Annotated in this window: 9 protein-coding genes; 6 read left to right on the forward strand and 3 right to left on the reverse strand. The window is 73.9% G+C overall.

Features of this window, described 5'->3' with window-relative positions:
- The first annotated feature begins 580 nt into the window (after positions 1 to 580).
- Positions 581 to 2,146 carry a regulator gene (locus tag ABIA32_RS12870; protein WP_370094659.1) on the forward strand — a complete coding sequence of 522 codons (1,566 nt, stop codon included), beginning with the start codon at positions 581 to 583 and terminating at the stop codon, positions 2,144 to 2,146.
- A gap of 56 nt (positions 2,147 to 2,202) precedes the next feature.
- Here the strand turns inward: ABIA32_RS12870 and ABIA32_RS12875 are convergent, their stop codons facing one another.
- The 3 genes from ABIA32_RS12875 to ABIA32_RS12885 all read right to left on the reverse strand — a co-directional run bounded on the left by ABIA32_RS12875 (position 2,203) and on the right by ABIA32_RS12885 (position 6,098).
- Entirely contained in the window at positions 2,203 to 3,624 is a 1,422-nt protein-coding gene (locus tag ABIA32_RS12875; protein ID WP_370094222.1) for an FAD-dependent oxidoreductase, read from the reverse strand.
- Positions 3,625 to 3,774: 150 nt separating this feature from the next.
- Positions 3,775 to 4,902, reverse strand: a complete 1,128-nt coding sequence (locus ABIA32_RS12880; RefSeq protein WP_370094223.1) for a CbiX/SirB N-terminal domain-containing protein — start codon at positions 4,900 to 4,902, stop codon at positions 3,775 to 3,777.
- Positions 4,899 to 6,098, reverse strand: coding sequence for a uroporphyrinogen-III synthase (locus ABIA32_RS12885; protein ID WP_370094224.1), 1,200 nt, complete (start codon positions 6,096 to 6,098; stop codon positions 4,899 to 4,901). The genes ABIA32_RS12880 and ABIA32_RS12885 overlap by 4 nt, the downstream gene beginning before the upstream one ends.
- 191 nt (positions 6,099 to 6,289) lie before the next feature.
- Here ABIA32_RS12885 and ABIA32_RS12890 point away from each other — a divergent pair, with 191 nt between their 5' ends.
- The 5 genes from ABIA32_RS12890 (at position 6,290) to ABIA32_RS12910 (ending at position 14,390) form a co-directional block, all read left to right on the forward strand.
- On the forward strand, positions 6,290 to 8,536 hold the full coding sequence (locus tag ABIA32_RS12890) for a molybdopterin oxidoreductase family protein (RefSeq protein ID WP_370094226.1): 2,247 nt from the start codon (positions 6,290 to 6,292) through the stop codon (positions 8,534 to 8,536).
- Positions 8,533 to 9,789, forward strand: a complete 1,257-nt coding sequence (locus ABIA32_RS12895) for an NAD(P)/FAD-dependent oxidoreductase (RefSeq protein WP_370094227.1) — start codon at positions 8,533 to 8,535, stop codon at positions 9,787 to 9,789. The genes ABIA32_RS12890 and ABIA32_RS12895 overlap by 4 nt, the downstream gene beginning before the upstream one ends.
- On the forward strand, positions 9,789 to 12,452 hold the full coding sequence (gene nirB, locus ABIA32_RS12900; RefSeq protein ID WP_370094228.1) for a nitrite reductase large subunit NirB: 2,664 nt from the start codon (positions 9,789 to 9,791) through the stop codon (positions 12,450 to 12,452). The genes ABIA32_RS12895 and nirB overlap by 1 nt, the downstream gene beginning before the upstream one ends.
- Positions 12,449 to 12,910 (forward strand): nitrite reductase small subunit NirD, encoded by a 462-nt coding sequence (nirD, locus tag ABIA32_RS12905; protein WP_370094229.1) that lies wholly within the window; start codon positions 12,449 to 12,451, stop codon positions 12,908 to 12,910. The genes nirB and nirD overlap by 4 nt, the downstream gene beginning before the upstream one ends.
- Positions 12,911 to 13,001: 91 nt before the next feature.
- Positions 13,002 to 14,390, forward strand: coding sequence for a nitrate/nitrite transporter (locus tag ABIA32_RS12910; protein ID WP_370094230.1), 1,389 nt, complete (start codon positions 13,002 to 13,004; stop codon positions 14,388 to 14,390).
- Positions 14,391 to 14,430 lie beyond the last annotated feature (40 nt).

Here is a 14,430-nt window from a genome sequence, read left to right on the forward strand (position 1 = left end):
ACGGTAGGCCGCCGGAGCGGGGGCTCCCATGTGGGCTGTCACCACAGAGCGGACGAGTCCTGTGGCGGGCGACGCCAGGGACGCGGTCGGCGGGCCGTCGGCTGGCCGTCGGTCGGCGGGCGGTCGGCGGGCAGGCGGGGGACAGAAGGGGGCACGCGGAGGCGCACGGCGGAACGGAGGCAGGCGGGTGGCGAGCGCGTCGCGGCTGGGCGTCGCCCCATGCGTCGCATCTTCCCCGGTACGAGGGGCGGCCTTCACCCGTTCGGACGATTGTCCGCTCGTAACCGGTCACGGACTCCAAATGCTCGCTACATTCACGCCGTTCCCCTAGGGAGCTCACGGCGTTCTCCGGCGCGGGCTCCCGGAAGGTGTGTGCCACATGCCCCAACGGCCAGTGACCGATCGACCGCCGCTCGATGCCCGCGCGGAGCACGCTCAGCGGGTCGGGCCACCCCGTGTGCCGGAATCTCCCGCCGCGAACAGCAGCGCGGCCGGCAGCAGTGCGGCGAAGAGCAGTGCGGCGAAGAGCAGCGCGGCGGGTGCCGAGGCGGATGAGGGCGCGGGCGGCGGCGCGGAGCGGTTGCAGTACAACCAGCGGCTCTCGACGCTGATCGAGGAGGCCGGCTTCTCTCATGCCGGGCTGGCCCGTAGGGTCGACCAACTCGGCAGCGAGCACGGACTCGACCTGCGCTATGACAAGACCTCCGTCACCCGCTGGCTCCGAGGCCAGCAGCCGCGTGGCGCGACGCCGGCGCTGATCGCTGAGGTCTTCACCCGAAGGCTGGGGCGACGCCTCACCGCGCAGGATCTGGGCCTGGACGCCTGCGCGCCCGTCTACGCGGGGCTGGAGTTCGCCGAGAGCCCGGCCGAGGCGGTCGACATCGTCGCCAGCATGTGGCGCAAGGACACCGGCGCGCACAGCGAGCTGCGCCGGATCGCGTTCACCCCAGCGGGGCTGGTCGTGCCGAGCCGGGACTGGCTGATCGGGCGCACGGACGAGCGGGTCGCGCGGGAGACCCCGCAGGACTTCGGCCGCGCCGGCATCCCGACCCAGGCGCGCCGCACGGGCCCGGCAGCAGCAGGCCCTGCCCAAGCAGGCCCGGCCACTTCGACCGGGGCCGGTGCCGCAGTGGCCAGGGCAGGCAGCGCCAAGGCAGGGGCCAAGACCGGGCCCAAGGCGGGAGTCAAGAGCGCGGGCGGTGCCGGGGAGCAGTCGGCGGGTTCACCGCGCGGGGTGCAGCGCGTCAGCAGGGGGGACGTCGCGGCGGTGCGCGCGGTGGGGGATCTCTTCCGGGCGCTCGACAACGCCTACGGCGGCGGGCACGCGCGGCAGGCGCTGATCAGGTACCTGGAGAGCGAGGCCGAGCCGATGCTGCGCGGCCGCTACAGCGAGGCGATCGGGCGGGCGCTCTTCGGCGCGGTCGCGGATCTGACCCGGCTGGCGGGCTGGACCTCCTACGACATCGGCGCGCACGGACTGGCCCAGCGCTACTTCGTCCAGTCGCTGCGGCTCGCCCAGGCGGCCAACGACCGGCTCTACGGCGGATATGTGCTGGTGACGATGAGTCGGCAGGCCGTCTACCTCGGCCACGGCCGGGAGGCGGTGCAGCTGGCGCGTGTCGCGCAGCAGGGCGTGGGCAGTACGGCGCCGATGGCGGTGCAGGCGCTGATGCATGCGGCCGAGGCGCGCGGCCACGGGTTGCTCGGGGACGCCCGGTCCTGTACCTCGGCGCTGGTTCGCGCCGAGCGCGCCCTGCAGGCCTCGCACGGCGGCGACGAACTGCCGAGCTGGGCGCGGTTCTTCGACGAGGCCCAGTTGGCAGACGAGTTCGCACACTGCTACCGCGACCTGCAGCAGTGGCGTCCCGCCGCGCAGCACGCCGAGCGCTCGTTGCACCTGCGACCGCAGACGTACGCGCGCAGCCGGGTGTTCTGCCGGGTGGTGCTGGCGACGTCGCGGCTGGGGTTGGGCGAGCTCGACGAGGCGTGCGCGGCGGCGACGGAGGCGCTGCGCGGGGTGACGGAGATGCGGTCGCTGCGCGCGGTGGAGTACCTGCGGGACTTCGCGCGTCGACTGGCGCCGTACCGGGGCAACCCGTCGGTCCGGGCCTTCGAGGAGGCGGCCCGGGCCGCGGGCGTCATCTGACGGGTGGTGTGTTCTGACGGGTTGGCTCGGCGCCGCAGGCCGGGCCCCGCACCGGCCTATGCCGCCAGCTCTCCCGCCGTCGCGGGCTGCGGACGGAGCACGCCGAGGTCGCGCAGCAGCGCGTCCGCGGCGCGGCGTCCGGAGACGAGTGCGCCCTGGACGGAGCTGGTGTCCCGGTGGTCCCCGCACACGTACAGGCCGTGCAGCACCCGCACCGGGCGACGGAACACGTGCGGGGGCGGCATCGCGGGCAGCGCGTCCACGAAGTGGCGGACCGTCAGGAAGCGCCACCCGCGCGTGTCCACGTCGTAGAGGCGGGCGAGGGCGCGGCGGACCGCCGGTTCCGCGGGGACGGAGGCGCGATGACCGAGCACGGTGGAGGCGATCAGCGCGCCGCTCGGCGCGTAGGAGCGGTCGACCTCGCTGAGCACCAGGGAGTGTGAGACCAGGGCCCCGGGCGTCGCGTCGAGCAGGAGCAGCGGCTCGGCGAGCGGGGAGGCGTCTGCCCCGTGGTAGTAGGTGGTGACGGGGTGGTGCTCCGGCTGATGCAGGCCGGGGAGGAGTTCGCCGGCGGAGCGGGCGTCGGTGGCGATGAGAACGGCGCGGCAGGCGAAGCGGCCGTGGCGTTCCGTCTCGACGCCGTCGGTGGCGATGCCGGTGGCGCGGACGCCGGCCCGGACGGCCCCGGCGGGGAGCCGCTCCGCGAGCGCCAGCGGCACCGCCCCGACGCCCTGGGCGGGCAGGCAGAGGCGACCGCGGGCATAGCCGCGCAGGACCAGGTCGGCGACGCGGCTGCTGGTGCGCAGCGAGGGGTCGCTCAGCAGCGCGGTGAGCAGCGGACGTAGGAAGCCGTCGACGGTGGCGGCGGGGATGCCGCGTTGGGCAAGGGCCTCGGCGGTGGTGCGCTCCGGGCGGGCCATCAGGCGCTCGACGGGGGTCCCGGCGAGGCGGGCGAGGTTGGCGCCGAGCCTGGCCTTGTCCCACGGGCGTCCGATGGGGGCGCGGGCGGCGTCCAGTGCGGCGCGGGCGGTCGTGGGGGCGCCGAGCCGATAGCGGCGGTCGCCGCTCGACCCCTTGCCGGCGCCCGATGCTTTGCTGCTGCCCAGCCCTTTGCCGTTGCCCAGCCCTTTGCCGTTGCCCAGCCCTCTGCCGTCGTTCGGCCCGGCGTCCCCGCCGACTCGGACCATCACATCCGGGCTGAGCGGGCGCAGTTCGAGCTCGGCGAGGTCGAGCGTGCGGGCGAGCTCGGGGTAGGAGCTGTTGAGGAGGTGGGTGCCGTGGTCGAGCCGGTACCCCTCGTACTCCTGCCCGGCCATCCGGCCTCCGACGTGGTCGGCGGCCTCCAGGACGGTTACGGACAGTCCGCACGCGCTCAGTCTCCGAGCCGCGGCGAGGCCGGCGAGACCGGCTCCGACGATCACGACATCGGTGCTGCGACGGCGCGGGTGCAGGGGGGTGGGGATGGCTGCTGCGGGCACGGACGGCTCCCTCCGGGTGCATGGCTTCCGGGGCTTCCCAGTGTGATGCCCCATCAAGCAGCAGCTCAGACAAGGATGTTCGCGCCATCTTTGGCGCAGTGTCAGGTTTTGCTCACGCTGAGTCGCGAAACGGGGCCAGCTGTGCGCCCCTCAGTACCCCGGCGTGAGCATGCGCCCTGGGCGTGCCCCCGTACGCCCCGCAGCGGACCTGCGAGCCGACGCGTGCTCCCCGGCGGTGACGGCCTGGTCGTAGCGGAGGGTGACCAGGCGGGCGAGCGCGTCGTGTGTGCCGAGCGGGGCGGAGGTGAGCCACGCGCCGGCGTCCGCGCCGGTGCGGGCGGCGCGACGGGCGAAGTACCCAGGACTCAGCAGGTATTCGGCGATCGCCACCCGGTCGTGTCCGGCCGCGCGCAGGGAGGCGACGGCCTCGGCGGGGGTCGGCCTGGCGGCGCAGAGGAAGGCGGGGACGACCTCGGCGGTCCCGGGCAGGCGGGAACGGAGCAGCGCGGCCATGGCGGCGGCGTCGGCGTTGGCGGCAGGATCGGTGGATCCGGCGGCGGCGAGCACGACCGGCCCTTCCCCGGCCCGCCATCCCGCCTCTGCGAGCCGGTCGGTGAGCGCGTCGACCAGCAGCGGGTCCGGGCCCAGCGCGGCGGCGACGCGGGCGCGCAGCCAGGGCGCGGCCGCGAGTGCCTCGGGTATGTCGACCCGGACGTGGTAGCCCGCGCCCAGCAGCAGCGGCACCAGGACCACGTCCCCGCGCAGTCGGGCCAGCGCCTCGGGGAGCGAGGGGGAGGCGATGTCGAGGAAGCAGCGCTCGACGTGCAGTTCGGGTCGCAACGCGCGCACCTCGGCGACCAGCGCCTCCGTCGCCGCGACGCCCGCCGCGTCACGCGTGCCGTGGGCGACCGCCAGCAGCGTGGGCGCCGTGACCGGCGCGGCGGCAGGCCAAGCGGCCGGTGCGGCGGCAGGTCCGGAGGCCCGTGCACCGGCGGGCCTGGAGGCCGGCGGGCGGGTGTGCGCCGCACTGACCAGCGCAGTGGCGGGGCCGGAGAGCGGCGGCGCGGCAGTGGGCCCAGTGACCGGCGCGGTGGCGGGCCGAGCGACTGTCGCGGCGGGAGGTCCGGAGGCCGGTGCGTCGGCGGGCTTGGAGGCTGGCGGGCGGGTGGGCGGCGCAGTGGCTGACGCAGCGGCAGGCCCGGGGACCGGCGGCGTGGCAGTGGGCCGAGCGGGCCCCCAGGGCGGCGGGGTCGCCGGGGAAGGGGAATGCGCTGTCACGCCGCCGCCAGGCGGTAGCCGCGCTTGGGGACGGTGCGGACCAGGTCGCTGTGCGGGCCGAGCGACTGGCGCAGGCGGGCGATCGCCGCTTCGACGGCGTGCTCGTCCGCGTCCGAGTCGGCCCAGGCGCGGCGGAGCAGCTCGGCGCGGCTGAGCACCCAGCCGGGTCTCTCCGCCAGCGCGCGCAGCAGCGTGGCGCCCTTGGGGGAGAGCCAGTAGCTCTCCTCGTCGACCAGCAGTGCGCTGCCCTGCAGTACCAGGTCGCGGCCGCCCACCCGCAGGACCTGGCGACTGCGCGAGGGCAGTGTCTCCGTCAGCGTCCGCACCAGCGCGCCGAGGCGACCGCGCTCCGGCCAGACCACCGGCAGGCCGGCCTCGACCAGCGGGCGGGCGCAGACCGGGCCGACGCAGACCGGGAGCACGTCGGTGCGCATGGCCTCCAGTACCTGCTCGTGCAGGCCGTCCGCGGCGGCAGTCTCGAGGAAGGCGGTGATCGCCGGCGCGCTGGTGAAGGTGAGGGCGTGGACCTCACGGCGCACCGTCTGCTCGACCAGGCGACGGACCAGGCCCGGGTCCTCCGGCGGGGCCCAGCGGTAGACCGGGACCGCGATCACCTCCGCGCCGCGTTCGCTCAGCGCGGCCGCGAAGGAGGTCAGCGGCAGCCCGTGCTCCTGCACCGCGATCCGTCGGCCGGTGAGCGGCTGGGCGAGCAGCCAGGTCAGCAGCTCGTCCGTGGCCTCGGTGCCGGGGGACCAGGTCTCGTCCAGGCCGCTGGCTCGCACCGCGCCGGTCGCCTTGGGGCCGCGGGTGAGCACCACCGCGTCCCGGCAGGCGGCGGACAGCTCCGCGCCGCGACCCCAGCCGTCGGCCGCGCTCATCCAGCCGCGCCAGCCGACACCTGTCGTGGCGACGACGTAGTCCAGCGGTGCGGTCAGGCAGAGCTCGGTGGCGCGGCGCAGCGCGACGTCGTCCTCCAGCGGCAGGATCCGCAACGCAGGCGCCTCGACCACGCGCGCGCCACGCCGGGTCAGCAGCGCGACGAGCTCGTCGCGGCGGCGCGCAGCGGTCACGCCGATGGTGAAACCGGTCAGCGGAGCGTGCGGCGCGACGGAGGACGTGCCGAGCGGGGAGCCGGCTGGGGAGTCGGCAGGGGAGTCGGCTGGGGAGTCGGCCGGGGGAGAAGCAGCAGTGCCCATGGACGCAGACTCAGGCCCCCGGGTTTCCGAGAGGTTGCCTGGCCATCACGCTCGCGTTAGCGAAACGTCGTGCCGTGTTACGGCGGATGTCCGCGAACCCACCCCGTCCCACCTGCGGTGTGAGGGACGCGTACCGTGCGCGCAACACGGGGGACAAGGCCGCGTAACGCCCGCCGGTCAAGGTCGAGGACATGACGACGACCACCGACACCCACTGCCCGTACTGCTCGCTGCAGTGCGGCATGCGCCTGAGCGCCCCCACGGCGGGCTCGGTGGACGTGCTCGAGCGGCCGGACTTCCCGGTCAACCGTGGTGCGCTGTGCGGCAAGGGACAGAACGCCGCCGCGCTGCTCGCCCCGGCCGCCCGGCTGACCACCCCGCTCATCCGGGACCGGCGGGACCGGCGGGACGGGCGGGATATGCGGGACGGGCGGCGCGGCGAACTGCGCGCCGCAAGCTGGGACGAGGCGCTGGAGCGGGTGGCCGACGGGTTCGCCGCGATCCGGGCCGAGCACGGCGCGGACGCCGTCGGCGTCTTCGGCGGCGGCGGGCTGACCAACGAGAAGGCCTACCAGCTCGGCAAGTTCGCCCGGGTCGCGCTCGGCACCGCGAACATCGACTACAACGGGCGCTTCTGCATGTCCTCGGCTGCCGCGGCGAACCGGATCGCGTTCGGCATCGACCGCGGGCTGCCCTTCCCACTGGAGGACATCCCCCGCACCGACTGCCTGATCCTGGTCGGCGGCAACCCGGCCGAGACCATGCCGCCCGCGCTCCGCTACTTCCGCGAACTGCGGGAGAACGGCGGCACCCTGATCGTCGTCGACCCGCGCCGCACCCGCACCGCCGAACAGGCGGATCTGCATCTGCAGCCGCTCCCCGGCGGGGACCTGGCGCTCGCCCTCGGCCTGCTGCACCTGCTCATCGCGGACGGCATGGTCGACGTCGACTTCGTCGCCGAGCGCACCACCGGCTTCGAGCAGGCGCGGGCCGCAGCGATGGCGCACTGGCCCGAGCGGGTCGAGCGGCTGACCGGCGTCCCCGCGGCGCAACTGCGGGAGGCGGCGCGGCTCTTCGGCCGGGCCAGGACCGGCATGGTACTCACCGCGCGCGGCCCGGAGCAGCAGAGCAAGGGCACGGACACCGTCGGCGCCTGGATCAACCTCTGCCTCGCCTCCGGCAAGGCCGGGCGCCTCCACTCCGGCTACGGCTGCCTGACCGGGCAGGGCAACGGCCAGGGCGGTCGCGAGCACGGCCAGAAGGCCGACCAACTCCCGGGCTACCGCTCGATCGAGGACCCGGCGGCCCGTGCCCACGTCGCCGGCGTCTGGGGCGTGGACCCCGACGCGCTGCCGCACTCCGGCCGTTCGGCGTACGAGCTGCTCGACAGCCTCGGTCGGCCGGGCCCGGACGGCGTGCGCGGGCTGCTGCTGATGGGCTCCAACCCCGTCGTCTCCGCGCCGCGCGCCGCCCACATCGCCGGTCGTCTCGGCTCGCTGGACCTGCTCGTGGTCAGCGACCTGGTGCTGTCGGAGACCGCGCAGCTGGCGGACGTGGTGCTGCCGAGCGCGCAGTGGGCCGAGGAGACCGGCACGCTGACCAATCTGGAGGGCAGGGTGATCCTGCGTCAGCGGGCCCTGGACGCACCGGCGGGCGTGCGCGGCGATCTGTGGCTGCTGCGGGAGCTGGCCGAACGGCTGGGCGTCAAGCGCGGGTTCGACGACGACCCGGAGACGGTCTTCGAGGAGCTGCGCCGCGCCTCGGCCGGCGGCCAGGCGGACTACGCGGGCATCAGCTACGCCCGGATCCGCGCCGAGGACGGGGTCTTCTGGCCCTGCCCGACCGAGGACCACCCCGGCACGCCGCGCCTCTTCCTCGACGCCTTCGCCACGCCGGACGGCCGTGCCCGCTTCACGCCGGTGACGCACCGCCCGGCGGCGGAGGAGCCGGACGCGGAGTACCCGCTCTACCTGACCACCGGCCGGGTGCTCGCCCAGTATCAGAGCGGCGCGCAGACGCGCCGGGTCGGCGCGCTCAACGCGGCGGCACCCGGGCCGTTCGTGGAGCTGCACCCGCTGCTGGCGCGGCGGCTGCAGGTCGCGGAGGGCGACCCGCTGACGGTCACCTCCCGGCGCGGCCGGGCCATGGCGCCCGCGCGGATCACCGACACGATCCGCCCGGACACGGTGTTCATGCCCTTCCACTGGCCGGGCGCGGGCCGTGCCAACACGCTGACCAACCCGGCGCTGGACCCGACCTCGAAGATGCCTGAGTTCAAGGTCTGCGCCGTCCGGGTCGAGGCGGCGGGGCGGGTCGAGGCGGCGGGGTGGGTCGAGACAGCGGGGTGGGTCGAGGCGGCAGCTCCAGTCGAGGCAGCAGTTCCGGTCGAGGCGGCGGCACGCACAGCGGGCGACACCACGGGCCGGGGGCGGGTATGACCACGGGCGGACGTCACATCGCGGTGGTCGGCGCGGGGATGGCTGCCGCACGCTTCGCCGAGCGGTATCGGGCGCTGGGCGGGACCGCCAGGGTCACCCTCTACGGCGCCGAGCCGCGCGCCCCCTACAACCGGGTCCTTCTCGCCGACGTGCTGACCGGCCGCTACGACGCCGAGGCCATCGCGCTCCAGGTCGGGGACGCGGAGCTGCGGCCGGGCAGCGAGGCGGTCGGCCTCGACGTCGGCGCGCGCACCCTCACGCTGGCCGACGGCAGCATCGAGGCCTGGGACGAGCTGGTCCTCGCGACCGGGGCCAACCCCGTGCTGCCGCCGATCCGCGGTCTGCGCAGGCCCGACGGGGGTGGGCTGCGCGACAGGGTCCACGCGCTGCGGACCCTCGCCGACTGCGCGCGGCTGGCCGAGGACGCCACGCAGGCCAAGCGCGCCGTGGTCGTCGGCGGCGGCGTGCTCGGCGTCAGTGTGGCGCGGGCGCTGGCAGCGCTTGGAGTCAGCGTCGAGATCGTGCACCAGGGACCGCACCTGATCGAGCGTCAACTCGACGCGCAGGCGTCGGCGGCGCTGCGCGGCGGGCTGCGCGCGCTGGGCGTCGAGGTGTACCTCGGCAACCGGGCCCGCGCCCTCACCGCCACGGGCGCCGTCGAGTTGGCCAACGGCTACCGCCTCGACACCGACCTGACCGTCCTCGCCTGCGGCGTCCGGCCGCGCACCGCGCTCGCCCACGCGGCCGGGCTGGCGGTGGACGTGGGCGTCGTCATCGACGACACGCTCGCCACCTCCGCCGCGCAGGTGTACGCGATCGGTGACTGCACCCAGCACCGCGGCACCGTCCACGGACTGTCCGGGCCCGCCTGGGACCAGGCCGACGTGCTCGCCGCCCGGCTCTCCGGCGCCGACCCGGACGCCCGCTACACCGGCTCCCGTCCACTGGCCCGGCTCAGCGCCGGGCCGCTGGAGTACGCCGCCTTCGGCGAGGTGGACGTCGACGAGGACCACGCCGAGGACGCCCCCTACCGGAACGCCGCCGCCGCCGACCCCGAGCTGCACGTGCTGCGGCTGACCGACGCGACGCGCGGCAGCTACAAGAAGCTCGTCATGCGCGGGGACCGGCTGGTCGGGGCGATCCTCTTCGGCGACCTGGCCACCGTCGGCGACCTGACCCGCGCCTACGAACGCGACGACCTGCTGTCCGACCGTCCACCCCTGCACCTGCTGACCTCTTACGGAGCCTCCTGATGACGAACTCTCAGCTGAACTCCCATGCGGCCGGACGGCCGGGCCGTCTCAAGGATCTCGTCCTCGTCGGTCACGGCATGGTCGGCCAGCGCTTCCTGGAGGCCCTGGTCGAGCAGCCGGCCGCCGCGGGCTGGCGGATCACGGTGCTCGCCGAGGAGCCGCGACCCGCCTACGACCGAGTCCATCTCACCTCCTGGTTCTCCGGAACCAGCGCCGAGGAGCTGTCGCTGACCCCGCCCGGCTTCCTCGCCGAGCACGGCATCGACCTGCGCCTCAGTGACGCGGTCGCCGCGATCGACCGCGCCGCCCAGACGGTGACGACCGCCTCCGGCAGCGTGCTGCACTACGACGCGCTGGTGCTGGCCACCGGGTCCTACCCGTTCGTGCCGCCGGTCCCCGGCCACGACGCGGCCGGCTGCCACGTCTACCGGACCATCGAGGACCTGGAGGCGATCCGCGACCAGGCCGGGGGCGCGGTCAAGGGAGGGGGAGAGGGAGAGGGAGAAGGAGCGACGATCGGCGTCGTGGTCGGCGGCGGTCTGCTCGGGCTGGAGGCGGCGGGCGCGCTGACCGCGCTCGGCCTGGAGACCCACGTCGTCGAGTTCGCCCCGCGCCTGATGGCGATCCAGGTGGACGACGGCGGTGGCCGGCTGCTGCGCCGCAAGATCGAGGAGCTGGGCGTCAGCGTCCACACCGGCGCGGGCACCCAGGCCATCCTCACCGGCCCGGACGGCCGGGTGCGCGGCATGGGCCTCTCCGACGGACGGGAGCTGCCCGCCGACCTCGTCGTCTTCTCGGCGGGCGTGCGGCCGAGGGACCAGCTGGCCAGGGAGTGCGGCCTGCCGGTCGGCGAGCGCGGCGGCATCGTCGTGGACGAGCGCTGCCGCACCCGTGACCCGCACGTCTACGCCATCGGCGAGTGCGCGCTGGCCGCCGACGGGAAGGTCTACGGCCTGGTCGCGCCCGGCTACGCGATGGCCGAGACGGCCGCCCGCTCGCTGGCGGCCGGGCCCCGCGAGGAGGACGCCGCGGACGGCTTCACCGGCGCGGACACCTCCACCAAGCTCAAGCTGCTCGGCGTCGACGTCGCCAGCTTCGGCGACGCCCACGGCGCGACCGAAGGCTCGCTCGACGTCCTCTACAGCGACAGCCGCTCCGGCATCTACAAGAAGCTGGTCATCGGCCGCGACGGGCAGCTGCTGGGCGGCGTACTGGTCGGCGACACCGAGGCTTACGGCCTGCTGCGTCCGCTCGCCATCGGCGGGAAACCGCTGACGACGGCCCCCGAGCAGCTGGTCCTGCCGGCCGGACTGGGCCCGGCCACCGGGCCGATCGCGCTGCCGGACGACGCGGTGATCTGCTCCTGCCACAACGTGACCAAGGGCGCGATCCGCTCCGCCGTGCACGAGCAGGGCGCAGCGACCGTCCCCGAGGTCAAGAAGTGCACCAAGGCCGGTACGGGCTGCGGCAGTTGCGTGAAGATGCTGGGGACGATCCTCGCGGAGGAGCTCGAGGCGAGCGGTACCACCGTCGACAAGAGCCTGTGCGAACACTTCGCGTACACCCGCGCCGAGCTCTACGCGATCGTCAGGGTGACCGGGATCGCCAACTTCAGCGAGCTGGTCGACGCCCACGGGACCGGTGAGGGCTGTGACGTCTGCAAGCCGGTCGTCGCCTCGATCCTCGCCAGTCTCGACACCGGCCACATTCTCGACGGCGAACAGAGCGCGCTGCAGGACACCAACGACCACTTCCTGGCCAACCTGCAGCGCAACGGCTCCTACTCGGTCGTGCCGCGTATCCCCGGCGGCGAGATCACCCCGGACGGACTGATCACGATCGGCGAGATCGCCCGCGACTTCGGCCTCTACACGAAGATCACCGGCGGCCAGCGGATCGACCTCTTCGGCGCGAGCGTCGACCAGCTCCCGCCGATCTGGCGTCGCCTGGTGGACGCGGGCTTCGAGTCCGGGCACGCGTACGGCAAGTCGCTGCGCACCGTGAAGTCCTGCGTCGGGGAGACGTGGTGCCGTTACGGCGTGCAGGACTCGGTCGGTCTGGCGATCGAGCTGGAGCTGCGCTACCGGGGGCTGCGCTCCCCGCACAAGCTCAAGTCAGCCGTCTCCGGCTGCGCGCGCGAGTGCGCGGAGGCACAGGGCAAGGACTTCGGCATCATCGCCACCTCGTCCGGCTGGAACCTCTACATCGGCGGCAACGGCGGCATGACGCCGCGTCATGCCGACCTGCTGGCGGCCGACCTGGACCGGGAGACGCTGATCCGGACGATCGACCGGTTCCTGATGTTCTACATCCGCACCGCCGACCGGCTCGAGCGCACCTCGCTCTGGCTGGACCGGATCGAGGGCGGCCTGGACCACGTCCGCGCGGTGGTGGTGGACGACTCACTGGGCATCTGTGCCGACCTCGACGCACTGATGGCACGTCATATCACCGCCTACGAGGACGAGTGGGCGGCCGTGCTGGCCGATCCCGAGCGGCTGAGCCGCTTCGCCTCCTTCGTCAACGCCCCCGGTACGCCGGACCCGGCGGTGACCTTCGTTCCCGAACGCGGCCAGATCCGCCCCGCCCGCCCCGAAGAGGACGGGCAGATCCTCGCCCCGGCGCTGGTCGCCGGCCCCCGACTGGAGGTGCGTACGGCATGAATGACAGTGCATTGAACGGCAGCGCATTGAACGGCAGTGCATTGAACGGCAGCGTCGAGATCTTTGACGGCACGGTGTGGAGGCGAGTCTGCGACTTCGAGCAGCTGATCCCGGGTCGCGGCGTCGCCGCGCTGAGCGCGGGCGGCGAGCAGGTCGCGGTCTTCCGCACCCGGTCGGGCGAGCTGTACGCGGTGGACAACCGCGACCCGTTCAGCGGCGCGTATGTGCTCTCCCGCGGCATCCTCGGCAGCCGCGCCGACGCGCCGACGGTGGCCTCGCCGATGTACAAGCAGGTCTTCGACCTGCGCGACGGCCGGTGCCTGGACGAGGACACCGCGCCCGACGGCACGCCCGCGGTGCTGCGGGTCTGGCCGGTCCGGTGCGTGCGCGGCGGGCCCGGCGGGAGCGCCGCGCACGCGTCCTCACAGCTGGTCGGCGCTGGTGTGCGCGAGCCGTAGCACGGCGGACCGGCTAGGAGGCCTTGGCCGAAACCCGCCGCTTCTAGCGTCGTTCGCATCAACCTCCCAACTCTCTTGACGGGTGAAGCTGATGAGCACTGTCGTCGGAAGCGAAGGCACGACCGCCGAGACCGGCACGGCGGCGGGCGCCGGCCGGGTACGCGGCATCACCGACTGGCGTCCTGAGGACGAGGAATTCTGGGCGGAGGCGGGCGCCACAGTCGCCCGCCGGAACCTGGTCTTCTCTGTCCTCTCCGAACACATCGGCTTCTCGGTGTGGAGCCTCTGGTCGGTGCTGGTGCTCTTCCTCGGCCCGAAGTACCACATCGACGCGGCGGGCAAGTTCATGCTCACCGCGCTGCCGACCGCGCTCGGCTCGGTTCTGCGCCTGCCGTACACCTTCGCGGTGGCGAGGTTCGGCGGCCGCAACTGGACGGTGTTCAGCGCACTGCTGCTGCTGGTCCCGACCGTGCTGGCCGGGATCGTGCTGCGGCCCGGCGTCTCCTACGGGACGCTGCTGGCGGTTGCGTGTGTGGCCGGTGTCGGCGGTGGCAACTTCGCCTCGTCGATGGCGAACATCAACGCCTTCTACCCGCAGCGGCTCAAGGGCTGGGCACTCGGCATCAACGCGGGCGGCGGCAACCTCGGCGTACCGGTGGTGCAGCTGGTCGGTCTGCTGGTGCTGGCCACGGCGGGCGCGGCGCAGCCGCGGCTGGTGCCGCTGGTCTACTTGCCGCTGATCGTGCTGGCGGCGCTGGGCGCGGCGCTGAAGATGGACAACCTGCCCTCGCTGAAGAACGACAAGCGCGCGCTGCGCGAGGTCGCCAGGGAGCCGCACAGCTGGGTGATGTCGCTGCTGTACATCGGCACCTTCGGCTCGTTCATCGGCTTCGGCTTCGCCTTCGGACAGGTCCTACAGGTGCAGTTCCACCACCAGTTCGACACCCCGGTGAAGGCCGCGTACCTCACCTTCCTCGGCCCGCTGCTGGGCTCGCTGGTGCGGCCGGTGGGTGGCAGGATGGCGGACCGCTGGGGCGGTGCGAAGGTGACGCTGGTGACGTTCGCGCTGATGGCGGCGGGCGCGGGACTGGTGCTTGCCGCTTCGCAGGGGAAGTCCCTGCCGCTGTTTCTGACGGGCTTCGTGGCGCTGTTCGTGCTGAGCGGCATCGGCAACGGCTCGACGTACAAGATGATCCCGGCGATCTTCCAGGCGAAGGCGCGGGACGCGGTGGCGGCGGGCACTGACCCCGCGAAGGCGGAACAGGACTCCCGCAGGCGCGCGTCCGCGCTGATCGGGATGGCGGGCGCGATCGGGGCGTTCGGCGGGGTGCTGGTGAATGTGGCTTTCCGCCAGTCGTTCCTGGCCAGCAAGAACGGAGACGCGGCGTATGCGGCCTTCCTGGCGGCGTACGTGATCTGCTTCATCGTCACCTGGGCGGTCTACCTGCGCCCTTCGGCAGGCAAGCTGCCGGGAGTATAGGCAACACCCGAGGTGGCAACTCCCGAGGGGCGCGGGGCTC

The organism is Streptacidiphilus sp. MAP12-20 (genome assembly GCF_041262525.1).
GTDB lineage: Bacteria > Actinomycetota > Actinomycetes > Streptomycetales > Streptomycetaceae > Streptacidiphilus.